This is a genomic window from Microbacterium halimionae (assembly GCF_011761265.1).
In the GTDB taxonomy this organism is placed as follows: Bacteria; Actinomycetota; Actinomycetes; order Actinomycetales; family Microbacteriaceae; genus Microbacterium; species Microbacterium halimionae.
This window is the reverse complement of record NZ_JAAOZB010000002.1, coordinates 325,290-350,574: the sequence shown is the minus strand read 5'-3', so window position 1 is coordinate 350,574 and position 25,285 is coordinate 325,290. Positions and strand designations below refer to the sequence as shown.

Below are 25,285 nucleotides of genomic sequence, written 5' to 3'. Positions count from 1 at the left end.
CCACGACTGCCATCTATTTTTCGATATACATCACCAGGAGAAGCGCATGATTGAGACTGAGACCGTTGACGTGCTCATAGTCGGAAGCGGCATCATGGGGGCCACCGCTGCGCGCCTCATCCGCGAAGCCCGCCCGTCTGCAGGGATTCTTATGGTCGACGGTGGCGATCCCATCGGCGATACGCCGGGTCTGCACTTGCACGACGTCGCTGACCCCTCATTGTGGCGCGCGTACAACGAGCGGGTAGCAACAGGCATCCAGGGTATGTACACGGGTGCCAAGGTCGTGCGTGACGTTGTCGACGATGTGCGCGAGCTCACGCCCGGCATGTTCCACAGCCTGGCTTTCGGCGAAGAGGCAGAGGCGATGCCGGCATCCGCGCTGTCGTGGAATGCGGGTGGAATGGGCGTTCACTGGACTGCCGCCACACCGTGGCCAGCCGGAGAAGAAGTCTTCGATTTTGGGGATGCCGAGCAATGGAATGCAGATATCGATACGGCGCGGCGGGTGCTCGGGGTCAATTCTTCGCCGCTGGGCCCGACGAACGCGGGCCGTGTCGTCATCGACGTGCTGCGCAAATCGCTCGCCGGAACAGCGCCGAACGGCCGGGAGCCGCAGCCCATGCCAATGGCCGTTGCGCAACGGCCTGCGGGCCCGCTTCCGCGCACAGGACCCGGCACCATTTTCCCTCCGATTGCGGGCGAACCCGATGCCGCGTTCACGCTCATGACGGGCACCCTGGCGCTCGAGTTGATAGTTTCGGAAGACGGCACTCGGGTGCGCGGTGTACGGGTGCGTGATGTCGCGTCGGGGGCGGAATCAGGACTGTTCGCCGACGCAGTGCTGGTCTGTGCTGACACTCTTCGGACGCCGCAACTGCTGTTTGCCTCCGGCATCCGTCCCCCGGCCCTCGGCCGGTATCTCAACGAACACGCGTTTATCACGGGTCGCGTTCTTATGGACACCGAGAGGTTCGGTCTCTCGCTCGCCGATTTGCCACTCGTGCGGCAAGGTGAGTTTTGCACCGACTCGATCTGGATTCCTCAAAACGCACCCGCGCAGCCGTTCCACGGCCAGGTCATGAACACGACCTACGTTGACGAAAACAGCAACCCGCTGGCATATTCCGTGGGCATCTCGCTGTACGCGCCCGTCGAATCTCGCGCCACGAACCGGCTGTCATTTTCGAGCACTGAGAGCGACCTCGCCGGGATGCCGCGCATCCACTTCGAGTTCGACTATTCCGATACTGATCGGGCGCTGATCGAGCAGGCGACGGCTCTGCTGCAGCGCCTCGCGGCGGAGTTTGGCACTCAAGACATCGACACTGAACTGGCGGTGTTGCCTGCGGGTTCGTCGTTGCACCTCACCGGAACGGTGCGTGCCGGTGCCGTCGACGATGGCACGTCGGTGTGCGATCCAGATGGCCGTGTGTGGGGGTTCGAGAACCTCTACCTCGCCGGCAACGGCGTTATTCCGACGGCAGTCGTTGCGAACGCGACGCTAACAGGAACAGTGACAGCGGTATGCGCCGCGCGTGCGATTTGCGGGCAGATCACGACGACAATCTCCGGCGAAGTCTTCGCCGACGACATGATGGGTGGCATCAAATGAGTAGTGCGCTGAAAAGGGAACGGGTCGCTCTCAATGCGATCCAGTGGATCAATCTGAAGTCCGACCCGAGCGACCCATCGAGCGAGGACCTCTGGCTCTTCGCCGATCCAGCTTTTCGGTCGGACTATCCGGGCGTGCTCAAGCACATTCGAGATGCTGGCTTCACAGCAACGATGATGGAAGTACTCAACACACAGACGTTGCAAGATTATCGACGCATGATCGACGACGCGGGCCTCACCGTTGCCCCGGGATATGCGAATGTGTGGCTCCCCGAAGACCACGGCATCACACTACGCACGGGTAGCGCTGAATGGGTGCACTGGTTCGATGGCGTACGTCGAAAGGCGGAGGAGTCAAACTTCTTCGGCCTGTCCACAATCTTTTTGGCCCCCGAAGTGTCGTGGGCGCCTAGCACGGTGCGCACTCAGCAGGCCGTGGGCGTCGGGGCAGCTTTCGACTCCGGGCGCCTCGACCGGGTCATCGACATTCTTGGCGAGGCCGCCGAGGTACTTCGCAGCGAAGGCATTCACGCCGGACTCCACAACCACATCGGTACCTGGATCGAGACGGAGGAGGAGATCGAGCGTACGCTTGCGGCGATTCCTGACTCTCTCCTTGGTGCTTCGTTTGACGTGGGACATCTCGCGTGGGCCGGGATCGATCCGGCCATGATGATCGAACGGCACGCGTCGCGGCTGGTGGACCTTCACCTCAAGGACCTCAACATGTCGATCGCCGGTCAAAGCCGCAACACGCCAACGCCCTACCGCGCAGCGACGGATGCTGGAATCTTCCTCGAGCCTGGTCTTGGCCAGCTCGATCTCGACGGCATCATCTCGGCTCTCCCAGACGACTGGGACGGCTGGACGATCATCGAGGTCGATCGCGCTTCGATGGACCCCACCGAGAGCGCCGCGGTGAGCTGGGCGTGGACAGCGGCGCATCAGCAGTGAGGCTCCGGTCGAGACGCCGGCGAACTCGTGGGTCCGATGTGTGGTTCTGGCGTGCGTGCGATCTTGTTGAGTCGCTGGGATGACGCCGATCCGTTCAGCGGTGCGCGGCGGCTCTGCGATTCGGGGCACGGCGTAGCTCTTGCAACTGGCCGTGATGCTTCTGCGTTCTAACGATTGAGGCGGCCGGGCCCCAGCCGAGTGGCTAGAACGGCGGAGGCGGATCTGGCAGGTCTGGTTGATCTGGCAGGTCTGGTTGATCTGGCAGGTCTGGTTCGAATGCGACCCCGGGTGGCTTGTCGGTGTAACTTCGCCCGGTTGGTGATGTCCACTCGAGCACACCGTCGTCGACTTGTTTCACGGTCCAACGACTCGCGTGCTTCAAGCTGTGATGCCTTCGGCACAGATGCGCCAAGTTCTGCTGATGCGTCGGACCGCCGAGGGCAGCATCCACCGTGTGATCAATATCGCAACGATGGGTGGGCATGCGGCATCCCACGAACCGGCAGTGCTGATCGCGGGCTCGAAGCTGTCGCTTCAGTTGATCACTCGGTCGGTATCGATCAACGGCGACCACGGTTCCCGTGACCGGTCGGGTGAACACGCGATCCCAGCCCGGTGCAGTTCCGGCGAGCCGCCGTGCGCTTTCGGGATCGACCAGGCTGAGCCCAGACAGGTCCGCGGGTGTTGAGGAAGTGCCTGCAAGAGTCGTCGCAGGCACCGTGACCTGCACAATCGCTTTGATCGCGCCAAGCCCACCGCAGTCATCCCCCGCGAGCGAGTCAAGGCTCGGAACCGAAGTGAGCAACATGTCGGAGAACAGGTCGGCGCGAATCTGATCCGTCGTTCGCGGATCATCCACGGGTTGCTCATGTTCGCGCGTGCCGTAGTCCGATCGCCCAGCCCGAAAATCCTTCAACGCCCGGGCTTGCTGCGTCAACCGGTTGAAAATCCCATGAGCCTGCACCGACGGGAGTATGGCGTTGATCGAACTCATCCCATCAGCAAGATCAAACAGTCGCACTGTACGCGTCGCATTCGCGTCTTCGAAGCGTTCCTCGAGCGTTCGCGGCTGCGCTTTCTCCGCCAAAGCGGCAGCAAGCCCTCGCAACCGGCCCGGGGTCTCGGCTTCTGCGACGGCCACCACATCCCGGTCATATCGGGCTTTGGCTGCGGCATCCGTGAGGTTCGCCCCTGCTCGCAAGATGTCTTGCACATGCCGTTCGGATATCCGACCCGCGCTCCACGATGCGAACGTCTCGGGATAGTGCTCGGTGACTTCCATCGCGTCATCGATGCGGGTTTGCGCAGTGCGGTCTGACATTCGCCGTGCCGCTCCGACTTCTGCCGCGACCGCCCGCATCGGAATCTCACGATCACGTGAATCACGCGATGTCATGCGCTCCATTTGCGCACGTGCGATTCGCCCCATGTTTGCAAGAACTGCGGCCCCCGCGGCCTGACTGCGTGCGGCTTGCTGGTCGAACGAAATCAACGTCGCGACAGACGCACACAGCTCGTAGGCCTCTGCTTCTTGTTGCTCGGTTTCGTTCTCTGACATGACTCAAGTATCGAATATACCTCCGACATTGACCACCCGAAAGCAGCCCAAAAAGGCCCGCTGTGGATAACTTCCTCAAAAGAAATTTGTGGAGAAGAAGATGACCACGAAATCTCACACCTCAACACAAGCCGGTATACCTAGGTAGCGAAGAAAGCGACTGATCGGAGCAGAGAGCGCATGTACGGTAAACGGCTCGAGCGTTGGGATAAAGCTGCCGAATGGCCACTGATGGGTGCGGCCGTGCTGTTTCTCATCGCATACGCGGTGCAGATTCTCGTTACGGCGACGGATACCGTGAGGCTCGCCACAGAGGTGACGATCTGGGTGACGTGGGGCATTTTCGCCATCGACTATGTCGTTCGCCTCGTCATTACTGAAAACAGGTGGAAGTGGTTTTACCACCACCTCCTCGACCTCGCGATCGTTGCTCTTCCCCTTCTGCGTCCGCTGCGTCTCATGCGATTTCTCACCATCCTCGCGATCGTTCAGCGCGGAGCAGGCAACGTGCTGCGTGGCAAGGTGATGATCTACACGGTGGGGGCGACCGCGCTCACCATCGTCGTTGCGGGGCTCGCGGTGCTCGATGCCGAGCGAGGCAACGGCGGCCCGATTCAGAGCCTCGGCGACGCCGTGTGGTGGGCATTCGTCACGATCACAACTGTCGGCTACGGCGACTATTTTCCGGTCACAGTCACCGGGCGCATCGTTGCCGTAGGCCTCATGGTCGGCGGAATTGCGCTTATCGGTGTGGTGACAGCGACGCTCGCCTCGTGGATTGTCGAGAAGGTTTCAGACGACGCAAACAAGACGACGGCGGCCACATCGACTCAAGTAGACGAGCTGCGCGGCGAAGTAGCTGAGCTCAAAGACATGATCCGCGCGCTGCAGGTGAAGTGACGACAGCAAAGAATACGGATGCCTCGGCCCGGCCATGCACGCGACCTACTTCGTGACGGACTTGGTCTTCGCGCTGTATTTCGCGATGGTCGAATACCCGGGCAACTTTCCCGTCACGCGCACCGCCAACTGTTTGCCGACGTGCGACTTGGTCACCGTGAATTCGCGCGACTTCGCACCCGAGACGGCAACACCGTTCGCGTACCACTGGTAGGTAAAGACTGTGCCCTTGGCCCACGTGCCGCGATCCGCAGTCAGGGTCGATCCGACCGCGGCCTTTCCGGCAACGGATACGGAGCCCGCAGTCATTACCTTCAACGTCGCCGAAGACACACGGGGCAGCGTTGGGTACCCGCGAAGCCCACCTATGACGCGCACGGTGATTTGCTTGTCAGCGTGCGCTCTCGTCAGTTTGAGAGTCGACGACGTCGCGTTCTTAAGCGGGCTGCCGTTCGCGTACCACTGGTAGCTGTAGTGCGTCCCGGTCGTCCATTTACCTGGCACGACCGTCATGGTCGACCCGACAACGGCGGTCCCAGAGATTTTTGGGGTGGCGGCACGGTAGACGAGTTTCGTCGATGACGACACCTTCGCGACCGTTGGATAGCCCGATTGCGACCCGGTCACTTTGACCTTGATCGACTTACCGGCCTGCGCGCTCGTTGGCGTGAAGGTGGATGCCGTAGCCCCCGCGATCGCCTCACCGTTCGCGTACCACCGGTATGTGAAGGAGGTATGCGTCGTCCATTTTCCGGGCTTCGCTGTCAGCGGCACCCCTGTGGCGGCTGCACCGCTGATGGTGGGGGTGGCCACAGTGGCGGTCTTGGCCGTGGGCGCTGAGGTGCGCGCTGTTGTGAGGTATCCAGTCAAGGACCCGGTCACGCGCACGGTAATTTCTTTGCCGGCGTGGGCGCTCGTGAGCTTGAGTTTGCTCGACGTGGCGCCCTTAATGGCCGATCCAGCCGCGTACCACTGGTATTTGAGGGCGCTGCCCGCCGTCCAGGTGCCCGAGTTGGCTGTGAGGGTCGATCCGAGAATCGGCGTTCCCGTCACGGTCGGCGTGCGAGCGAGATAGACGGCCGAGCTCAGAGGGGATGCGAGGCGCACCGACGAATAGCCCGGCTTTGAGCCCGTGACGCGAACACTGATCATCTTTCCGGCATGCGTGCTTTTCACCACCATGCTGGCACTCGTAGCGCCCGCGATCACCACCCCATTCGCGAACCACTCGTAGGTGAATGTGGTGCCCGAAGTCCAGTAGTCTGCGTGCGCGGTGAGCGTGCCGCCTGTCGTCGGCGAGCCTGACATCCACGGAGTTTCGGCGCGGAGCTTTGCGGCAGCCACGACCGGTGTGGCCTCCGACACAGCCGCCCCGGTGAGATAACGAGGATCTGATCCGGTGACTCGCACCGTGATCTTCTTGCCGACCTCTTCCGCCTGAAGCGTCAAAAATTTGTCGGTTGCCCCTTCGATGACAACGCCATCGGCGCGCCATTCGTAGGCGAGCGCCGCGCTGGTCGGCGTCCGCGAAACGCTCGCCGTGAGCTTTGCACCCATCGCGGCCGTGCCTGACACAACGGGGACAGATACGCGAACTGAATCGAGCGCAAGGCTGGCATCGATACCAACGGATGCTTCGCCCTCAACGACCCGGATGATGCTGGAGTGTTCGGCATCCTGACTGTCTTTCCACCACTCCTTCACAAAGGTTGCACCGCTGAAGGGTGAACTGAACCGAATGGTGTAGTCGCCATCTGCGAGACCGCCGATTAGGTATCGGCCGTCCATGTCGGTGAGCTGGTTCGTAAATAACTCGGGGCCGTCGTCTCCGACCTTGTACACGGATATGAAGCCAGACCGCACGGGTGTGCCATCTTTCTGTGTGACGGTTCCAGTGATCGATCCGCCAAGCTCAAGCACGGCATCCGCACCCGTCAGTATTTGACCCGCACCTACTTCGAATGTCTGGGCGTGCGACTTTTCGCGTGCGTTGCCCCACCACTGCGCGAGGTAGTTCGCAGCGGCGAATTTGAGCGTGTACGTGCCTGCGCTAAGGCCGTTTATGCGGTACTGGCCGTCGATACGGCGAACGGGATGAATGACGGGCGTGAGCTGACCATCCTTGACAGAGTAGAGCGAGACATCAGCTGAAAGTAGGTTGCCATCTGCGTCGGTTACGGTGCCGGAAATGGCTGCTTTGGGTATCAGAGCAGCATCCATACCCGACAGGTGCTGACCGGGTGCGACGTCGAAGTACTTGCTAGCGGAAGAGTTTGGTGAATCTCTCCACTGCTGATCAAAATGGTCGGGGTTGCCGCCCGGGCCGCCCATGCCACCGGAGGCCGGCTCGGAAAAGTAAAGAGAGTAGCTGCCGGCCACTACTTTCTCGATGCGGTAAACACCATTTTCATCGGCGAATGCCTCGCCGATGAAACCGCCGGAATCCTTGGATGATAGACGGACCCGCGCACCTGCAACCGGCAATCCACCGCGGCCAGTGACGGTGCCGGAAACAACCCCTCCTGCCTGCAACGCGAAGTCTTTACCTGCGATCATCTCGCCCGCTCCGACAATCAACCCGCGGGAGCTTGTGGAGAGAAAGTTCGCCCCCTCGGCGGCGTGGACATCGAGGGCGTACTCACCAGCTTTGAGCAGATCGAACGAGTAGCCCCCTTCGCTGTCGGTGCGGGTGGAGAAGGTCGGGGCCGTTTTGGGGTACTCAATGTTTGCCGGCGCGGAGAGGGCGACGATCGCGTCTCGGAGTGGCTCGCCCGACTGGTCGGTGACGGTGCCTCGAATCTGAGCGCCGTAAGGCAGTTGTACATCAATTCCGGTGACTGTCTGATCACGCGAGACCTGAAAGCGCGTCTTCGTAGAACTTTGTGTTGGATCGATCCACCACTGGTCGACGAGTCGAGTCTCAGGCAACGGTGTGGCCTTGACGGCGTACGTTCCCGGATCGATGACGCCGAAGCTATACGCTCCCGCATCATCGGCAACGACCGTCTTCAGCCATCGCCAGGTGCTTGACATTCCGTAGAGGTGGACGGTTGCGTGGGGGACGACGACACCCGCGGTATCAGTTACGGTTCCTGAGATGGATGCGCCGGTCGAGAGCTGTGCGTCCATACCAACCAGTTGCGCGCCGGCTGTGAGCTCGAAGGATTTCGCGGCCCAATCCGCGGCCTCGTTATTCCACCACTCACCGACGTGCCCATTCACCGGGAAGAACCTCAGCGTGTAGGTACCGGCGGCCGCGCCCTCGATACGGTATGCGCCGTTCGCGTCTGTCTCGGCGTATGCCGTGTACGACCACGAGGGAGCGGTCTCCTTCATCAGGTAGACGAGACCACCCGACAACGGCTGGCCCTCAGCGCCTGTGACCGTGCCAGACACCGAAGTCGCGGGCGCCGCCAGTACTTCTGCAGCGGCTGGCTGCACCGTTGAGACCGCGAGAGCAACGGCAACAACCGCCGTTAGCGCCGCCCGGAGGAGGAAGCGCACAGAGATGCCAGGGGCGTCGGTGCCGAACAATCGATTCTCCACGGGTGAAAGCAGGCAAGAAGGATGCCTTGATCACACCACATTTGGAGCTACAGCAGGTAGCCCGATGTTCGATCGCGGCTGCGGCGACTATTTGGCTTGCACCACGTGGCTTCTTTGAGAGGTCGTCGCGCTACCCAGCGACCTCTTCTGCGTCTTCGCCGTGCGCGACTATGTCGCCGTCTTTGAACAGAATCCCCTGCGCGATTTCGCGCCATTTCGGCTTCGCGCGCAGCAGGAATTCGAGTTCCATACTGAAGTGCTTGTACTCCTCTCCCAGCGAGTCATTCATGATCGCTTTGGCAACCGCATCCTTCTCAACGGCAATGCGCTGGTCGTACCATCCGATCGCTTCAGCCTCTTCAGACAAGCTCGCGCACATGCGCGCAAAAGTGCGGACCTCTTGTCAGTAAAACTCCACAAATGTTGCGGATGAATTCGTGCAGATCATCGTCGGACTAAGCGATGCCGGACTGCTGATTTCGGCGTTCCATCTATAGCACCGCGAGTCCGCGCTTCATGAGGGAAGCGAGCGCCAGACGATCGCTTCGCGAACACGTAAGGACCCCGGAACGTGACCCGGCGAAGACGAATCGTTATCTGCTGCGGGCAACCCGACGGCTACGGTTGGGCCGTGTCTGAGTTTGAACCAATGCCGCCGGCGTGGCAGCCCAATCGAGATCGCACGGGTATGGTCTGGGGCGCGGCTGTCCTGCTCGTCACATCAATCGGCGCCACCCTGGCGGCCTGGCGGATGATCGCGTTCGCGAGGTACTTGGCTGCGACTGACCCCATCGAAGGCTTGGTCGTCCTTGCCCCTGCCGCAGGCGGTTTCTTCGCCCTCTTCGCCGGCTTCGTGCTAGCACTCGCCGGAATTGTGATGGCAAGGGCGGATGGCGTGCCAACGACGCCGCGTCGCACGGTCACGACGGCTGCGGTGATCTGTTTGTGCATGAGCATCGCGGTGCCCTTCCTCGCAATCACTGGCATTGCCGGCTGACGCTCTTGGATACCGGCACGGAAATCGGTCGTCAACCGCACAGTCGTAGACCGACTCGCACTCAAGGTGCTGTCCTTAGAACGAGGACCAGGGCGCTTGCGGCGTCGTTCTCACGCGCTTTTTAGGGACGTTCGCTCGCCAGCTCGCTTTAGCATTCGCGGAAACTCGGGATGCTGGGATGCTGGGATGCGCAGCCTTAACTTCCCTCGACCCACTCGTCCTTCTTCTCAAGTTCTTGACTCACCGCTTCTGAAAGCGATACCTCCGTGGCATCGTCGGGGTTCCGCGTAACAAGCCAGTCAGGGCACTTTAGGTCTTTGATCGTTACCACTCGACCGTCTTGGTCCGCGCGAAGTTCTCCGCACCCATAGAGGCTCGTGGACTCGGCGTAGAGACCCGCGTTAGTGCTCGCCGCCGAAGGAATGAAGACGTCAATGACAGCCGCGCTCGGAGTCGAGGTAAAGCCGTAGATGGTTGGCGCACGTCGAAGATCGACAGCGGTGGCCTGTTCTTCGGGCGTGAGGAGAATATTCTCCGCTATTGGGGTGAGATCGGTCACTGCAACGCCTCCGGGCGGCAACGCAAATACGACGTCACTGAAGATAAGGGCGGCGTTGTCCGTTCCTATCGCAATACCACGAGTGGCGCTGCGCTTCGAGCTTCCCTCCGCAGCCCAGACGTTCCCGCAAGACGTCAGCACAAGCGCGACCAGACATGCCACCGCACATGCGGAGGCAGCTCAAGCTGCGACTAGAGACCGGCTTGCCATGACTGTGAGCACCTCCCGCGCGCGTAAAGATCGATGCTTCAACGCACATTACCCGGACAGCAGATTGGAGAGATCCGATGCGCTGACCCCCTGCGAAATAGTCTTCCACACGGGCGATTTCCAACCGTGCCGAGATCAATGAGGTGACGCTATTTCGCCGTTACAGCACGAAAGCGGCACTCATCAGCGCGGCGCTCAGCGAGAGACTCGCCGCGCTTCCGTTTGCGCACGTACACGCCAGCGACGATGCGAGGGCTGATCTTCTCGCGATTGCGACCGCCTACGAAACGACAAACCGTGCCTATGGCGCTGCGGTTGCGGTGCTGATCACCGAGATTCCGCGACACCCCGAGATTCGCGCTGTGATGTCAACCCTGCAGCCCAACCTGATCAATGCGGCGTCTGTGATCGCCGCCCACCAGGCGCGCGGCACCCTCGCCCCTGCCAATCCGCTGGTCTTGCTGACGCACCTCCGCGCTCCGTTGGTGACCGCCGGAATCTAGGCGCGCGCGGCCCCCGGGATGCAGGCGCCCGAGCTTGGGTCAGAGCATGTCGTAGATGGATTCCTCTACGGGCACGGGCGCGAGGTTAGTTCGGCGTAGCGATTAGGAGACTTGAGTGAGCCCGGTGCCCGCACATCTCGTTGTCGGCCTCACCCTGGGAGCTCCCATTTGCCGCCCGCCGCTCTATCTCTGTTGCGCCTGCAAGCAAGTACGCGATCCCCGTCAAAGCCGATTGTGGCGACCACGTCAACTTGTTGAGGCATGAACCACCCAGCCCCCGGTCATGCCTAGCGGATGAAGTGACCACCTCGCGTCCAATTACACCAGCGATTTACTTCCATGGAGCCGGATCACAGACATGTATGTACTCGGCTGCGATTGACCCCTTCGAAGGCATGGACGTCTTTTTCGCTACTGCGGGCGGTTTCTTCGCCGTATTCGCAGACTTCGTGCTAGTGCTCGCCGGAATTGTGTTGTCAAGGGTGGATGGCGAGCCTACGACGACGCGCCGCACGTTCACGACCGCTGCGGTGATCTGTTCGTGTATGAGCATCGCGGTGCCCCTGCTCGTTGTCATTGGAATTCTTCGCTGGCGCTCCTGGACACCGTCACGAAAATTGGTCCTCAACTGAACCGCCGTAGCCCGACCCGCACTAGAGAGGCTGTCATTTCTGGGCACCTGGTGCGGCGATGTCGGAGAGGGTTGTGGTTGCGCCAAGGTCGTGCTTCCGAATGCTCACCGAGACGATCGAGGATGCTCAGCGGACGGAAACCAATCAGGCTCAGGTCGAGCGGGGGAAAACTGGCGATCAAGCATGTGCTCCCTCAAAGCTGGCAGGAGTCGTGCCCCGTCAATTCAGCCGAGGATGCCGCGGAAAGAAGTAATTACGCCCATTGTCTTAGCACTCTCACACACCTCACGACCGCGCTCAGTTCAAAGGAAGCAAGTGGCGCCTGGGAACAGAATCATCAAGACGACACTGCGCGCGGAGCGCAGCGCCCGCCAGCTCGCGGCTCCTCGCGGTTGAGAATAAGCAGCGGGAACAAGACGCCCCTTCCGGCGTGGATCATCAAAGAGCACTGGGGCTTGATGCATTCAATCAGCGAAGAGCGCGAGGATGTCGTCGACTGTCGTGAGGGGTTTCCGATTTGTTGGGTCGAGCGGCCACACGGCCTCATGTATGAAGTCGGCCGAGCGGGCGTCGCTCCAAAGTCGACAGCAGATCGAGCCAAACGTATCGATCGTGATCCCCAATCCGTTGTAGTCGGATGGAAAAACCTCGTTGTAGCTCCGGTGCGTGAGGCTCGGGAATGACCCTCGATAGTGCTTGTTGTAGGGAGGATCGAAAAGTCTGATCGCGGCAGCCTCAGCCAGGGCTACCATGGTCGCGCGCTCAAAAGGAGGATTGATTCTCGCTAGTACCGTATCCACGTCGAGCTCTAGCTCAGCTTGATGACCGTGAATGATGGAGACCGTATTTTTCGCACCGAACCGCATTGGGATGACCCACAATTCGTAGCCGGGGGCGTGATCAACATGATCGGCGAGCACCTCCTGAAGTTTGCTGTGAGATAAGAGTCGATGCTCCACCGCACCCTCTTCGTCGTCGCTCTTGCCGATGTATAGCACCTCAAGATCCAGCATCGATTCGTCGAGCAATGGTTCTTCAGCTCGCTCTCGACGGTCTTGCAACCGGGTAGGTGTGCCCTCCAGTGTGAGCAGCTGAGCGGGTCTACCGTATGCCAGGCGCTCTCCAGCCGTACTCTGAATCTCGAAGAACAATCCGCCGTCCTCCACCAACATTTTGGCTTCAAAACCCTCAAATGTGATGATCAGCTCATCGCCGTCTGGATTCTTGATGACAACGTGCAGCTCGTGTGTGTCGCCCCGAACGTCGACGATGGAGAGACGTGGCCGGCGCGCAATGGCGTAGACCGGAAAGTTCTCCAACTTGGGAAAGTCGTCAGTTGCCGTAGTGATGTCGCTCGGCGCTATGCAGATGGCATCGGTCATTCCAACGATGAAGTTCTGCTCTATTGGGAACCGGAACGCGGATATTACCGTCATACATGCACCGTAGTTGAACTGGCGCTAGTCGACTATTGCGGTCCGGTTGCCGCCCTGCCCTTCGAAGAGCAAAACTATGGACGGCCAATGACGCGTCGACCGCGCGCCGGACTGATTTGGCCGCGTCGTCGACCTGCGGCCGGTCTCTCCGATGTCCGCGGTGTTCCTCCGGGGCAGCCAAACGCGCTCGGGCTCGGCAGCCTCCGGCGCGCTCGCTTCAATCGCGAGGTTGCCGCGCACCGCACATGTTGCACTTGGCCGCGCCGGAACAACTCCCCCGCAATAGTGAGAGCGCCGTCCCGGTCGCTCGGGTTGCGCATGCGAAGGGTGAGTGCCGCGCACTCGGGACCGCTGAACCGGTGAGCGGTGTCGAGCTCGACGGGTGCAGCCGCAGAGCGCATTGCAGATGCCGTTGCTCCCGCGTGCCCGACAGGAAGCGCCTGGTACGGATCTCCGACTAATGCGAGGCCTACGCGACATTCAAGAGCGAGATCGACAAGCGCGGGAGCCGTCTGCAGGTCAAACATTTCTGCCTCATCCACAACGATCCGATCCCCGCGTCGAAGCTCGAACCTCGAAGGCCCCCTGCAGACGACCCCGGTGGTTGAGTCCGACTCGCCGAACGACAGCCGCGTCCCCACCTGGGCACCGGCTGCCGCGCTCCAGCGCTAGCCATGGTCGGCGAGCAGAGCATGCAGGCTGGACACCTCGGCACCGATCTCGCGTGAGGCGACAGACGCCGCCTTGCGGGTTGGCGCGACGACCAGAATTAGCCGACGCTGCCCTCTCCGCGCGACGCGCCGCATGGTGGTCTTGCCAGCACCGGCCGGCCCGATGATCGCGACGAGCCCGCCCGTCCCCGCGATCGAGCCCGCCCGTCCCCGCGATCGAGCCCGCGGTAGCGATCTGCCAGATATCCGGCTGGTCGACAACCTCCAGGGATGCCGCAGCCTGACGGAGCTCCTGCGGTAGGAGTGAGCGGCCCGGGGGTTGCGAGAGCGTCGAGTCGACTGGCGAGGTGCATTTTCAGGCGCATGGTTTCAGTCGTCATGAATGCCTTCACATGGCGTGGGATGTCAGGGTCCTTCACCAGTCACACGTACTTGCGGTGTACTTGCTCTGCGATCACATCGATCGTCGGGGCCAGCTCTCGCCGAGGCGCGACGACGCCGCTGCGTGAAAGTGTGCGCACGGCGCCGTCGCGGAGGTCGAACGAACTGAACGTGCCGCCGGAGCGGGTGGGCCGCTCGTCCACATCAACGACTGCGGCGTCCGCAAGTAGGTCCACGTCCAGTGCCTCGATCAGGTTTAAGGGGAGCGGCACAGGTGCACGGTTGAGAGTGAGCCGGTCATCGAGGCTCGTAAGCCCGTCGAGCGCAAAGACGTGGCGGGTGAGCGCAGCGACCCAGTGCGGGTCGCTGCGCTCAGCGAGATCGCCCTCGGCGTTGATGAACGCATGTAGCTTCATCGCGACCCTGGAGTCGACGTTGGGCCACTTGTAGTCGGCGCCGAGCACTTTCACGTTGAGCCAAAGGTGACGGTGGGCGAACGGGTCGAGCGCGCGCGACGGTGGTCAAGCTCAAGGATCTCGATGCGGGTGATGTCTTCTCGGATGAGTCCCCCGTGGCCGCGACGTGCATTGAGCTCGTTTAGCCAGGTGGTCAGGATCCGGTCACGCCGGCGGTCCTGCAGCGACTCGAACTCAAGCGCCAGGTCCGGATGCAGCAGCGCGGCGATGCTGTACGACTGGGGGTGGTTGAGCGTTGCATCGCGCAAGAGGGCGGCGTCTGCGCTGAGCCGCTGGGTTCCGCGCTCCTCCCCCGTGACCGCGTAGCCACACCCGGAGTGCACTCGCCATCAGCTCGTCCACGTGAGTGGCGCCATCCGTCACCACGAATCGGCTGACGGTCGAATCGGCGGAGTTGCTGTACAGCTCAAGCGCGTCAGATCCGGTGGTCAGGTGGAGATCAGCGTCGCATGTTCCCTTGACGGCGTAGTCGATTGATCACTTGACCACACCGGATCCGGCGCCTCTCTCCCAGCGCTGCAGCATTCCCTGCATGGCGCCAGGGTATGAGTAATTTTGCTAACTAGCCAGGAATTTTTAAGCACTAGAGGTACATGTAGCGCGGTGCTCTGAGATGATGCTCGGTTCACGGCCTCGCCGAATGGTGTCTGAATGCATTGCTCTTCCCTTGTTACATCGCTCCAGATTGCTCTTGATGCTCATCTTGTTTCGGTAATCACTTCTCTTGGTGATTTGGGTTGGTCGCTCCTCGTCTACCCCACGCCGTCGTGTCGTCCCTCCCGTTGCTCTCCAGGATTGTTGCTCGTGGCGCACCCGCAACGTCACCCCAGCCAGCGTTCGTCGACGCGGCCTCTGCACCCGACTGCTGCGGCTTTCTACGGCCCACTGCGGCAGGCACGCGTGGCCGCGGTGTAATTACCGCCGACTAGCTATGGACGAGTCACTCAACACCATCACTTCGATGAAAAGTTCTCTGGACCGTGACGGAGGTGTACTGGCTCGCGCACTTAGAGTTACAAGGTGGGCACTTGGGCAGATCTCCGTATTCGCGGACATGATGCGTTCTTCTGGAAGAGCGAAGTGGACCCGTCCTTTCTCTTCTTGTTCACGAAGGACGACGTCGTCTATGACCCGCTAAAGGAAGACGGAGACCCGCACCTCGCACCGACACTCGTCCTCACGACGACCGCTCAGGTGCTCGCTGAGCGCCTAGATGCACTCGGCATATCACATGACGGGCTGGAATCCTGTCTCGCACATGCCGTCGAACAGCGCATCGGAGCACTGGAGCGGGCCGACATCGACGAGGACGACACTAGAACGCTCGGCATACTCCAATCGATGCGCCTCAAGACGTGGGTCCATGCCGTTGCGGTGGCGTTGAGCGCCCCGCATGGAATGTCCCGCGACGAGCGCACGTGGGACCTTTCTCACTTCGACGGTCTCAGGGCGCTGTGGGAGGACTACGACCCGAGATGGCTCTTGCGGGCGCTGCTTGAGGTATGCGAATCCGACGAGCTCATCACGCTGGACCTGAGCTACTTGGAGCTCGGCGGCTACCTCGATGCGCAGGGTTTCGACCCGCAGGCCGCCGCCACCGTAATGTTCGGCTCGACATTCCTCAACCTGACCCCTGCGGTGGTCATCACTGAGGGCGTGACCGATGCGGAGTTCCTCCGGGCAGCCGTCGAGATACGACGTCCCCATCTCACGGAATTCATTCGATTCTACGAGCTCCGAATCGCCCCGGGTGGAGCGGGTGCTGCCGTCAGCACGGCCAAATCGTTCCACGCCGCGGGCATTACAAACCGGGCGATCGCCCTGCTCGATAACGACACCGCGGCGGAGGAGGCGATGCTCGCCCTCAAGAAGGTGCAGCTGTCTGGCCACATCGTGGTTCAGCGGTACTCGAACATTGAACTGTGCGAGGCATACCCGACCTTGGGGCCGGCTGGTGAGAAGCCCATGAACGTCAACGGCACTTCGGCATCGATCGAGCTCTATCTAGGCACCGACGTGCTCACCGACCCTAAGACCGGCTGGCTCCGTCCGGTGCAGTGGAAAGGCTACAACGCGACCCTCGGCGCATATCAGGGCGAGGTGATAGGGAAGGACGCGATTCAAAAAGCGTTTCGCTCTAAGGTTACGGCCGCCAGGGATAACCCCAGAGTCGTCGCGTCACAGGACTGGTCGGGCCTCGACACCATCCTTGACCAGCTCCTACACCTACTACGCACTGTCGGTGTGCCGGATCCACAACATCGCCAGGGCCTAGCTCGCTAGTCGGTCTGGCCGCCCCCACGACGACCTACTCGCGGCCACGGCAAACCCACCAGCTCGTCGGCGAATATCGCGCCGCCGACGCTTCTGTCTACGAGTTACAGAAGCGACGTGTCATGCACCGCAGCACGGTCGCTTGGCATTTGAAGCATCGAGGGATAGCGCTAGGTGCTCAACCATTGAGTAGCAGTGAGATCGCTTGATCTCGAAAACGCTAGGAGCAGCGGCTTTCGCTGAACACGATTGGGCGAGATCCTAAGGCAGTAAAGGCCCCTGTCATGGATGAGATGGGTCCGGCAGATGCTCGCTTGGCCGGCGGTGAATAATCGTCCGTCAGTTGTCTCGGTCGAGAATGCCCACCTTCTCTTGACCGCATAGTGATCGAAATTGAGAGTCCGCTTGGGACACAGCTCTCAGCATCTCCGCCGTCCGAGTGGAACCGTAGAGAGAAATCATGGCGGCCACCACTAGCCCGCCAGCGTCCGTGCACGAAAGCGGAACGGCGGGCTTTGTTTCTGGCGTGGTCTTGCGATGCTCAACCGGCTCGCCAGTCTCGTCGACGTTGAAACCGCCTAGTTTTGGCCATCGAAACCCTTGTGATCCGGGCTCCCACGTCGTGATGTGTTGAACGTGCGCATACGGGTGAGAATTGGCCCCGCTGTCAGCATCCGCCGAGTCGAAGCGCCAGCCCCAGCCATCAACACGCCCCTCGTCATCTTCAGCGCAGAGCACGACGCGAATCATCAGCTGGACCGCTCCAGCCATTTCTCTCAGCTGAAACCCTATGAGGGGCCACAACGTCTGGTCCGGTTCGCCGTCCCGCCCAGGCGTCGTAACTGGCTGTGCACTGAAGTAACCGTCAACTGGGTGCCACGATCCTTTATCGCCATGCTTCCCCCACGCCTTGATCTTTTGTGAGGGGTCCCCGTTACCAATGGGAGGAAACATATTTCTAAATTCCGCGGCCGCATCTGACTTCGTCACAACGGCTAGTCCCGCCTGGTACCAAGCTCCCACAACGGCCTGAACTTTGGCCAGTTCTTTACTCGCCCGACTCACAGAAGCAACCTGTTCGACGGCTCGTAACCTATCCCCTCAAGGCCCTCCAACCAGCGGTACTTAAACTCCCCGGACACGTCCGTCGGGAACTGCACTAGCTCGTCAAGTAGACGGAACCTCGAGGTGTCTTCAGCAAACGCAGCATCGAGAGACCCGCTCGGCTCCACATTCAAACGAGATTGCGCTGCTGCAAGTTTCCTGGCGGCAGTGTCGTCGAAGACTGGGCGCACGACGTAGGGCTCGGCGGTTTTCTTCAAAGCGGGCTGCATAGCATCGAAATCGTCATCCCAGCCAAGCTTTGCAAACCTGTCGAGCGCTGAGAGATCGGAAGAAGCTGCGCTGATGACCCGCCAGTAGCGTTCGGCGAGATGCGGTGCATCAAGCAGTACGGTTTGGCTTGGGACTACGAATCGCTCCAGCCAACGTCTAATAGCCGAGATCGCCATGGCTGTTACGCAGGAGTCGTCGTGCGTCGCTCCCCCTTCACCGCCACCCGTGTACTTGAATCCGAGAGAACTGTCAGCAAAATCGCGGAACGTGAGCGTCTCGGGCGATTTCGAGAACGGGTCCAACTGACTTGGCATCAGTCGTGACGCATCAATATCGAGTTCCGTAAGCACGCTCGCATCCAGGTTCAGGTTCGCACCGGCCTCCGTGGAACGCCTGAATGTCTCGACTACCTCCGGGATGGTCGCCCGTTGCCACGGGCGGTAGGGCGAATCGTCTCTGCCCGCATCATTCCCCCAAAGCATGTCATCTGCCAACTCGCCGGCCGTGATCGTGAGATCAGCGATCGCCGTGGCGTTCTGATTCAAGGTCAGGTCGAATACTTTTGGACGGGCATGTCGTGCCCAGAACATATTGACTACGACGATTGCGGGGGCCGCCGTATAACTCCGGAGCTGTCGAGCCACGTCATCGCCATACCCGTTTCTGAGGGTAGAAGCGACGGCCCCCCGTTCAGAGTCCTGGAGCAAGTCAAGGTCTCCTGGGGCCGGCGACAAGTCAGAGTCGAGGATTAGAAGGTGGGCTCGCTCAACGCGCTGAATACGCGGACGTGTTTCGTGGTCTAAGGAATTGCCCCTACGCGCCTCATCCTCCGCATCCGACAACTCTGTCAGCAAGTCAGCAAGGCCAGCGCCCGTCAGAGTATCCACTTGCGCTTCAGGTAGATGGGTTTTGACCGTAGTCTTCCAGCGTTCCGCTCGATCAGTCTTGTCGTCGCAGATCAATACGTTAGCGATCATCGCGAGGTTCTCTCCAGTCAAGTTGAAGTGCGGTGTTGAAACCTGTCGGTGGCGTAACAAACTGAGCCTTTACGCCAACCTCGTCGGCGATCATTCGGACAATGGTGAGGCCCAGCCCCATTCCGCCCAAACCAGCCGCCTCCTTCTCCGGAGCGAGCATAAGTTCCCGGTGGAACGGTTCCCATAGATTCTCAGAGGCCTCGGGATCCACCCCGACTCCGTTATCGAGAACCAAGAGCTTTGATCTGGTCTTGCCTCGGCTTCCGACGACGCTGATGACCGGATCGGCGGTGTCCGATAGTGCGTTATACGCATTCAGGAAGACATTCTGAAGGATGGAAGTCCACGCCGGGAGGGTAGCGGCGGGGAACATCAAATCGTTCGGTATGCCTGTGACATCAACCTCGATGCCGCTGGCCAGTGGCTGCATCTCACGAACCACTTTCCGCACCGTCGGACGAGCCCTATATCTTTGGACCGTATCTCTGGATTCCTTGCTAAGCAGCGGACCGAACACCGCACGTATCCCCGCTATCCGCTCTTGCCACTCTTCCATTCGCTCAACGGCATTGCGCACGCGGCCAGCCTCGGCACCGTGGAGAGATTGCGCCACTTCTGTCAGATCGACGGAAAGATCATGAAGTGCTGCGACCTGCTTACTGATTTCATGTTCGTACGCCAGCGACGTGCTCCCGGCCGTGGCGAGAGCACCAAGCAGACTTGCGTAAGCACTGGACGAAGCCTCGGCGAGCTTGATAGCACTCGACGCTTCGTCGACGGCATAACGAAGAGTCTCATAGCTATCAGGAGGAAGTTCATCACGGACAAGCTCCACGCTCGCCGCTAAGGCTCCGAGGGACTCAGATGGCGTACGCTGGCGCTGCTCACGAAGCTTCGTCACGTCAAGCAGCTTCGCTCTCGCCCTTTCCATCGCGTAGAGGTCAAGGCCCGCGCGCACCAGAACTCGAAGCTGCTGATAGGCCGCGTTGTCAGTCAGACGGTCCCGGCTGACCTGGATAGAAAGCGCGTCATTAGTCGCACCCTTACCTCCTGCATATTTGGCTTCTTCAGCCGTCGATATCTGCACAACGCCGTAAATGCGAGCGTTCGCCGGTAGATCGAGCAGTCCCTTTTTTACTTGCAGCGCGTCAGGCACGAGCCGACTGCGGTCTAGTCGTCGACCGTGATCACGCTCGGCCTCGAGCCAATCCTGGTCCACGCCGTAGTAAGGCAGACGAAACCCACTATCGAACAAATTGACCCCGCCGAACCGATGGAGATAGTCGCGCGCGTCGTTGACCGAAATGTTGTGCGGCTGACGATTCTGGAGCGAAAATATCCGGATGTCGAACCGGACCTTGCTGATAGCGGACGCTGGCACAAGATAGTGAACAGTTCGCTTGCTGCCACCTTGAATTTCGACATCGACTCGGAGAATACGATCCGGCCGTCTCTTCGCACCGGCTGCGACAGTGCTGTCGCCTTCTCCATCCTCGAAGGGTGCAGGTAAGCGTGGCGGCAGGACCCCATCGTGTCCAACAGACCTACCGACCGGAAGAAGCCGTCCCGTTACTCTCGCAGTCCAAATATCGAGAATCGCAGTCATCTGCTCCCTGAATGATGCGTCAATAAGATCAGAACCGGTCCGGAGAGCGATTCGCATGCCCGTACCTGTTTCATCGTCAAAAGGCGGTCTAAGTGCCCAGATCTCGCGAGCGAGTCGAGTGAATTCTTGAGCGCCCCACTCGTCGGAAAGCTCAGAAATCGACACGACCGTCCCGTGCTGTTTGGAGGCAGGAAAATCAGGAAGGGACGAGGGCGAATTGACCTCGACCTTCACAGACGTGAGCTCGCCCTCATTGACCGCAGCATCCCAGTCGACATGAGCGACAATTGGTTTCGAAAGCGGGCCGCCCACGTCGGCCGGATCAGTCAACGCCCGAGATCGAACTTCCGTTCGTCGCCCTAGAATCTGCACGGACAACCGTCCTACGCCCTTCGAGCCAGTCAGAGCTCGTTTGTAGACCGGCGACTCAGACTGCTGAACTTTGCGAGTAGTCCCTACACGCATCCAACGAGCAGCGAAATCGTGTTCGGACATGCCATGGCCATTGTCCGCCACGGAAATAGTGCCATTGTCGAATCGAATCTCGACATCTGTCGCATCTGCGTCGTAGCTATTCTTGATCAGCTCCGCGAGCGCCATATACGGTCGACCTACAAGTCGCTCTCCGAGCTCGCGCAACAGGGCGGCATCAACGGTAAAATTGTAGGTGGTCAAACTTGTGGCCCCGTTTCGTAGCGGACCCGTTTATAAGTCCGCGATTCAACGTATCCGAGAAATGTCCACGCGTCATCATGCCGCACTCTAATAGAGCGACAGAACGGATGCCCGTCATGCTATGTAGTTCCCGTTCCTGGCTAGTCGGACGTCGGGAACCAGTCCGAACTGCTGAGCCCCCACTTTTGATTTGGTGAATCACACACCTCATCTGGCTCAGAACCCTAGCTTCCCGAATCACGCTACTTATACGCGCGGAAATGTGACGCTCCGCTACATCACCGAAAAGAGCGTCGCCACAACCGCAGACGCGGCCGCCCTGTCGCGATTTCGGAAGGCCGATATCAAGTCGACTCGAGTCGACTCGGGTATCTGCTCATAGTGGGGTGCTCTAATCCTCTTCAAATATTGGGCGCTGATCCGGAGGTGGCCGTTTGCCATTTTTACTGAATATGCCTCTACGAATGCTGCGGCTGCGTCGGAAAGGAGGTAGCCCCCGAGTGCTTCGAGGTCCCAGGAGTCGCTCTTTATAAAGTAGGCGCTGTGCAGAGGCCAGTAAGCATCCTTGTCTAGGACAGGTTCAATCCGGTCGTTGATATCGGCAACGATTAGCTTCGGATCGGCATATTCGTCCGGCCGGGGCCGATCGATTGTCCTCCACCATTTGCCGTCCTTGCGCCGCGCCACGTACCGGGCGCTTAGAACCACGCGATTCTTGACAAAGTAGCCCTTGAGCTTCGGAAAATCGTCTAAGTCAATCAATTTACCGTCAGCCCAGGGGCTCACAATGAATCTCCCACTCCAGCTGACTTTCCCGTCAACTAAGTCAGAGGGGCCGAGCGCCGGTTTGAGCTGCTCTGGCTCTATATCGATGTCGCCTTTTACGACATAGACCTTGTCCGCTCCGGTAGCCATCCCGACACCTATCGTCACACCAACCTCAGTGATCGACGGAAAGCGCCGTTCAAGGTCGGCGATGAGAAACAATCGCTCCGGGGGCCCCGAGGGCCAGCTCGAAGCCGCCTCGAAGGGTCCGTCAAGGAGCGCCGCGGAGAAGTTGGTTTCCGTGATTCCCACTGACTCGCGTTCGTGGTCCTGAAACCACTCGGACAAGGCCTTCGAGGATTTGTCGTCAAACCCCGCTCGAGCAGTGGCCATCGCGGTCGACTTGTGCCGGCCATTCCGCATGACTGTGATGGCTGGATAGGCCGCCACACAAGTAGCAAATACATCGACATCATGTACCTCCAGGAGAAGATCCATCGCGTAGTTGTCGATCACGTCGCGTCGAAGTGCAGAGCCGTATTGGTTGTGCATCCAACGATCAGCACAAATAAAGGCTAGACGTCCGCCGTCTTCGAGCAACGAGAGTCCGGCCTGGAAGAACCCGATGTAAACGTCTGCGCGCCCTGACATTGCAGACCATCGGTCGCGATACTTCTTGTACGTCTTGGCATCGATGTCTTCGAGGCGAACGTACGGCGGATTGCCGACAATCCAGCGGGCCTTGAGTTTATCGGTGGGCGTGAGGAGAAAATCAGCCTCCCGAATCCAGGCACCGACAAGCAAGTCCGCCACTTCAGCGGCTACACCGTCATCGGACAAGATTCGTCCTACTCGCTCCTTTGCGACAGCAATGGCGGCCACATCGATATCGAATGCTCGAATGGCATCAACTAATGTCGCTGGCGAACGACGATAGGCTTTGGACGATTCGAGTAGCCGCTTGACAATCTCAACCAAGAACGTCCCGTCGCCGCATCCGGGATCTATGACGAGGCCGGCGCTTAGGTCTTCCTGAGGCTGGTAGTCGACGAGGTCCAGGATGAAACGAGCGACCCATGGCCTCGTGTAAACGACGCCCGGAAGAGGCGAAGCCTCAACCTGCCCGGACAAATTGTTCTTCCCCGTCTCGATTCGCGTCGACTTTGACGGTTGGCCTCTTGGTCGTGCGCCGTGCACGCACGGCGGTTTCAATTTCGACCGCAGCTACAACCGCGTCGTCGTGCTCCCAAACGGTTATGACCATCCAGCCTCGGGCCATCAATTCACTTTCCATGCGGAGGTCCCTCAAGCGATTTCGTTCGAGCTTCTCAGCCCACCGCTCAGCGTTTGCTTTCGGCCGAGTCTGGTGAATTGGACAGACATGCCAGAAACATCCTCGAACATCGACAACCACCTTCGCACCACGGAAGATGATGTCCGATCTCCACCGCATATCCTGCTCTGGCCGAGCCTGCAGCCGGTACCTCATTCCGCGATCAGCCAAAGCCCTACGCAACTTTCTTTCCGGCGTGGTGTTCTTCGGCCTATTGGCCTGCATTCGCTTGCGAACGCTTGCGGAGGTAGCCCCCGATCCGTCGGGAAGCTCAGGGTCTTGGGGGGTTCGGACGTTAACACTTTCGCGCAACCGCGCCATGTGCGACTCCAGGTCCTTCATGAATCGGTCGGGAATAACTATGCCCGACTCCTCAATACGTGAAAGGAAACCTTTAGTTGCGCGAAAGGAGAGAGGTGTCGTCTTCGTAGGGTCCACGACATCCACGAGCGCTCTGCCTGCATCGACGATCGGCATCCTTGATGCAGTTGAACGCCATACCTCACCATTCGCTCCAAATGCAGCATCGGGCCAAGGCTTCACGAGATTGTGAGGCACCCGCGATCTCAGTTCGTTCGGTTCACCGATTGATGCGGAACTTAGCCGTGCACCGAGCCACTCGGCCAACCCGACAGTGACTGCGTTTCCTACCACCTTCCAGCGATAGCTTCGCTTCTGATCGGTATCGGCTTCTTTTGTCCAACCACGGTCAAACCCCTGGAGCTCCTCTGCATCTTCGATAGAGGGCAGGACAATTCGTTGACCTTGCGGGGCTTTCGGCAGCCAAATCGCTGGTGCTGACGGCAGCCCTAATGTCGAGCCGCCTTTTAGGGTGGGCACAGCACCGATGACGAGACCGACTCCCCTGCGACCCTCAGTCCAATAAAAACCAGACGCGTCGGCATCGACGTGCTCGGGCGGTTGATCTTGTTTAGACGTGTCTTGGTTCAAGAGCACGTCGCGAGGGTTACCAGTCAGCGAGGCAAGGACGATGACGCGGTTGCGGCGCTGGGCGACGCCAAACGCCCGAGAATCTAACACTCTGTACGCCCAAGAGTATCCGAGTCTCTCCAGCGATTCGATGATGTATCGAATTCCCGCACCCTTCTGAAGCTTCAGAAGGTTAGGAACGTTCTCGAGCAAGATCCAGTTCGGCCTCGATTGCGCAGCGATCCGGAAGACATGCTCAACGAGCCCAGACTGCGCCCCAAAAATGCCACGCTGAGACCCGGCGTGAGACAGATCCACACAAGGGAAACCTGCTGTCAGCAGGTCGAACTCCACCGTAGGGCTGTAGAACTGAACGTCCTCATCTACGTGAATGTCAGGAAACTGGGCCGCAAGCACGCGACGCGCCGGCTCCCACGACTCGCACATTTCCACGACTTCATGCCCCGCCCGCTGTAGACCAAGGTCGAACCCACCGATCCCGCTAAACAGGCTGACCACGCGCAAAGCTTGGAGTGATTCGACCGCCTCATGGGGTCGCTGTGAGGGGTCGAGCTCTACCATGGTCATCACTGAAGACTCTACTCGGATGGGGCAAAAAGCTCGAGCCCTGGAGCCCGTCTACCGGCTTGAGTTTCAGGACATAATGTCAAGCGATCTATCTCGCAGACCGCACGGATCGTCCCATCGTCTGCTGCCTCGATACCCGCGGCTACTGGCGAAACCAACAACAACCACCCGGCAGATGTCCCCACAAATAACAGATGTCCCGCGACATATGACACATATGTCGCGACTCAAGTGAGACCTATGTCCCGACTCATCACACGGTGCCCCTGGAGGGACTCGAACCCCCAACCGTTTCCTTAGGACGGAACTGCTCTTCCATTGAGCTACAGAGGCTGGCGCCACAATTCTAGCCGCCGTGCTGG

The 25,285-nt window shown here is 60.0% G+C and carries 18 protein-coding genes, 1 tRNA gene and 3 pseudogenes; 7 read left to right on the top strand and 15 right to left on the bottom strand.

Translation table 11 applies throughout. The features are described 5' to 3' along the window. Positions 1–46: 46 nt before the first annotated feature. Together FHS06_RS09415 and FHS06_RS09410 are read left to right on the top strand one after the other, a co-directional pair. Positions 47–1,615: a GMC oxidoreductase gene (locus FHS06_RS09415; RefSeq protein ID WP_167048698.1), complete on the top strand. Its 1,569-nt coding sequence runs from the start codon at positions 47–49 to the stop codon at positions 1,613–1,615. After that, the gene (locus FHS06_RS09410) at positions 1,612–2,571 is read left to right on the top strand and encodes a sugar phosphate isomerase/epimerase family protein (protein WP_167048696.1); all 960 of its coding nucleotides are present in this window, start codon (positions 1,612–1,614) and stop codon (positions 2,569–2,571) included. Before FHS06_RS09415 ends, FHS06_RS09410 begins: the two co-directional genes overlap by 4 nt. A gap of 202 nt (positions 2,572–2,773) precedes the next feature. Here FHS06_RS09410 and FHS06_RS09405 read toward each other — a convergent pair whose 3' ends face one another. After that, entirely contained in the window at positions 2,774–4,129 is a 1,356-nt protein-coding gene (locus FHS06_RS09405) for an HNH endonuclease signature motif containing protein (protein WP_167048694.1), read from the bottom strand. A gap of 180 nt (positions 4,130–4,309) precedes the next feature. Between FHS06_RS09405 and FHS06_RS09400 the strand changes: the two genes are divergently transcribed. Then, positions 4,310–5,029, top strand: coding sequence for a potassium channel family protein (locus FHS06_RS09400; RefSeq protein ID WP_167048692.1), 720 nt, complete (start codon positions 4,310–4,312; stop codon positions 5,027–5,029). 45 nt (positions 5,030–5,074) lie between these two features. Here FHS06_RS09400 and FHS06_RS09395 read toward each other — a convergent pair whose 3' ends face one another. Both FHS06_RS09395 and FHS06_RS09390 read right to left on the bottom strand, forming a co-directional pair. After that, on the bottom strand, positions 5,075–8,575 hold the full coding sequence (locus tag FHS06_RS09395; RefSeq protein WP_167048690.1) for a carboxypeptidase regulatory-like domain-containing protein: 3,501 nt from the start codon (positions 8,573–8,575) through the stop codon (positions 5,075–5,077). A 130-nt stretch (positions 8,576–8,705) separates the two neighbouring features. Then, positions 8,706–8,963, bottom strand: a pseudogene (locus FHS06_RS09390) (ferritin family protein); the annotation flags it as partial. 243 nt (positions 8,964–9,206) lie between these two features. On the opposite strand from FHS06_RS09390, the gene FHS06_RS09385 reads away from it, so the two are divergent. After that, positions 9,207–9,572 carry a hypothetical protein gene (locus FHS06_RS09385; protein WP_167048688.1) on the top strand — a complete coding sequence of 122 codons (366 nt, stop codon included), beginning with the start codon at positions 9,207–9,209 and terminating at the stop codon, positions 9,570–9,572. Positions 9,573–9,768: 196 nt separating this feature from the next. Here FHS06_RS09385 and FHS06_RS09380 read toward each other — a convergent pair whose 3' ends face one another. After that, positions 9,769–10,131: a hypothetical protein gene (locus tag FHS06_RS09380; protein WP_167048686.1), complete on the bottom strand. Its 363-nt coding sequence runs from the start codon at positions 10,129–10,131 to the stop codon at positions 9,769–9,771. 353 nt (positions 10,132–10,484) lie between these two features. On the opposite strand from FHS06_RS09380, the gene FHS06_RS09375 reads away from it, so the two are divergent. Together FHS06_RS09375 and FHS06_RS09370 are read left to right on the top strand one after the other, a co-directional pair. Continuing rightward, the gene (locus FHS06_RS09375) at positions 10,485–10,844 is read left to right on the top strand and encodes a TetR/AcrR family transcriptional regulator C-terminal ligand-binding domain-containing protein (protein WP_167048684.1); all 360 of its coding nucleotides are present in this window, start codon (positions 10,485–10,487) and stop codon (positions 10,842–10,844) included. Between the two features lie 299 nt (positions 10,845–11,143). Then, positions 11,144–11,476, top strand: coding sequence for a hypothetical protein (locus FHS06_RS09370; protein WP_167048682.1), 333 nt, complete (start codon positions 11,144–11,146; stop codon positions 11,474–11,476). 464 nt (positions 11,477–11,940) lie between these two features. Here the strand turns inward: FHS06_RS09370 and FHS06_RS09365 are convergent, their stop codons facing one another. The 4 genes and pseudogenes from FHS06_RS09365 to FHS06_RS09350 all read right to left on the bottom strand — a co-directional run bounded on the left by FHS06_RS09365 (position 11,941) and on the right by FHS06_RS09350 (position 14,763). Continuing rightward, positions 11,941–12,912 (bottom strand): hypothetical protein, encoded by a 972-nt coding sequence (locus FHS06_RS09365; RefSeq protein WP_167048680.1) that lies wholly within the window; start codon positions 12,910–12,912, stop codon positions 11,941–11,943. A gap of 74 nt (positions 12,913–12,986) precedes the next feature. Continuing rightward, positions 12,987–13,718, bottom strand: a pseudogene (locus tag FHS06_RS09360) (AAA family ATPase). A 287-nt stretch (positions 13,719–14,005) separates the two neighbouring features. Continuing rightward, positions 14,006–14,434, bottom strand: coding sequence for a hypothetical protein (locus FHS06_RS09355; protein WP_167048678.1), 429 nt, complete (start codon positions 14,432–14,434; stop codon positions 14,006–14,008). Further along, the gene (locus tag FHS06_RS09350) at positions 14,431–14,763 is read right to left on the bottom strand and encodes a hypothetical protein (protein ID WP_167048676.1); all 333 of its coding nucleotides are present in this window, start codon (positions 14,761–14,763) and stop codon (positions 14,431–14,433) included. Before FHS06_RS09350 ends, FHS06_RS09355 begins: the two co-directional genes overlap by 4 nt. A 757-nt stretch (positions 14,764–15,520) precedes the next feature. Between FHS06_RS09350 and FHS06_RS09345 the strand changes: the two genes are divergently transcribed. Continuing rightward, positions 15,521–16,723 carry a hypothetical protein gene (locus FHS06_RS09345; protein WP_375138696.1) on the top strand — a complete coding sequence of 401 codons (1,203 nt, stop codon included), beginning with the start codon at positions 15,521–15,523 and terminating at the stop codon, positions 16,721–16,723. A 330-nt stretch (positions 16,724–17,053) separates the two neighbouring features. Here FHS06_RS09345 and FHS06_RS09340 read toward each other — a convergent pair whose 3' ends face one another. From FHS06_RS09340 to FHS06_RS09315, 7 genes and pseudogenes are all read right to left on the bottom strand, one after another. After that, positions 17,054–17,485 carry a hypothetical protein gene (locus FHS06_RS09340; protein ID WP_167048672.1) on the bottom strand — a complete coding sequence of 144 codons (432 nt, stop codon included), beginning with the start codon at positions 17,483–17,485 and terminating at the stop codon, positions 17,054–17,056. A gap of 290 nt (positions 17,486–17,775) precedes the next feature. Further along, a complete protein-coding gene (locus tag FHS06_RS09335) occupies positions 17,776–18,693 on the bottom strand; it encodes a hypothetical protein (RefSeq protein WP_167048670.1) in 918 nt (305 codons plus the stop codon). Positions 18,694–19,015: 322 nt separating this feature from the next. Then, positions 19,016–20,962: an ATP-binding protein gene (locus FHS06_RS09330; RefSeq protein ID WP_341780039.1), complete on the bottom strand. Its 1,947-nt coding sequence runs from the start codon at positions 20,960–20,962 to the stop codon at positions 19,016–19,018. Between the two features lie 12 nt (positions 20,963–20,974). Then, positions 20,975–21,232, bottom strand: a pseudogene (locus FHS06_RS14405) (ATP-binding protein); the annotation flags it as partial. A gap of 348 nt (positions 21,233–21,580) precedes the next feature. After that, complete coding sequence (locus tag FHS06_RS09325; protein ID WP_167048666.1) at positions 21,581–23,203, bottom strand: Eco57I restriction-modification methylase domain-containing protein; 1,623 nt, start codon at positions 23,201–23,203, stop codon at positions 21,581–21,583. Continuing rightward, entirely contained in the window at positions 23,187–24,923 is a 1,737-nt protein-coding gene (gene vsr / locus FHS06_RS09320; protein WP_167048664.1) for a DNA mismatch endonuclease Vsr, read from the bottom strand. Before vsr ends, FHS06_RS09325 begins: the two co-directional genes overlap by 17 nt. A 261-nt stretch (positions 24,924–25,184) precedes the next feature. Beyond that, positions 25,185–25,256 (bottom strand) — tRNA-Arg (locus FHS06_RS09315). Positions 25,257–25,285: the final 29 nt, after the last annotated feature.

Coding starts and splice junctions, on each gene's coding strand:
- FHS06_RS09340 (WP_167048672.1), bottom strand. CDS start 17,485: ATGGCTGGAGCGGTCCAGCTGATGATTCGCGTCGTGCTCTGCGCTGAA.
- FHS06_RS09400 (WP_167048692.1), top strand. CDS start 4,310: ATGTACGGTAAACGGCTCGAGCGTTGGGATAAAGCTGCCGAATGGCCA.
- vsr (WP_167048664.1), bottom strand. CDS start 24,923: ATGACCATGGTAGAGCTCGACCCCTCACAGCGACCCCATGAGGCGGTC.
- FHS06_RS09415 (WP_167048698.1), top strand. CDS start 47: ATGATTGAGACTGAGACCGTTGACGTGCTCATAGTCGGAAGCGGCATC.
- FHS06_RS09365 (WP_167048680.1), bottom strand. CDS start 12,912: ATGACGGTAATATCCGCGTTCCGGTTCCCAATAGAGCAGAACTTCATC.
- FHS06_RS09405 (WP_167048694.1), bottom strand. CDS start 4,129: ATGTCAGAGAACGAAACCGAGCAACAAGAAGCAGAGGCCTACGAGCTG.
- FHS06_RS09410 (WP_167048696.1), top strand. CDS start 1,612: ATGAGTAGTGCGCTGAAAAGGGAACGGGTCGCTCTCAATGCGATCCAG.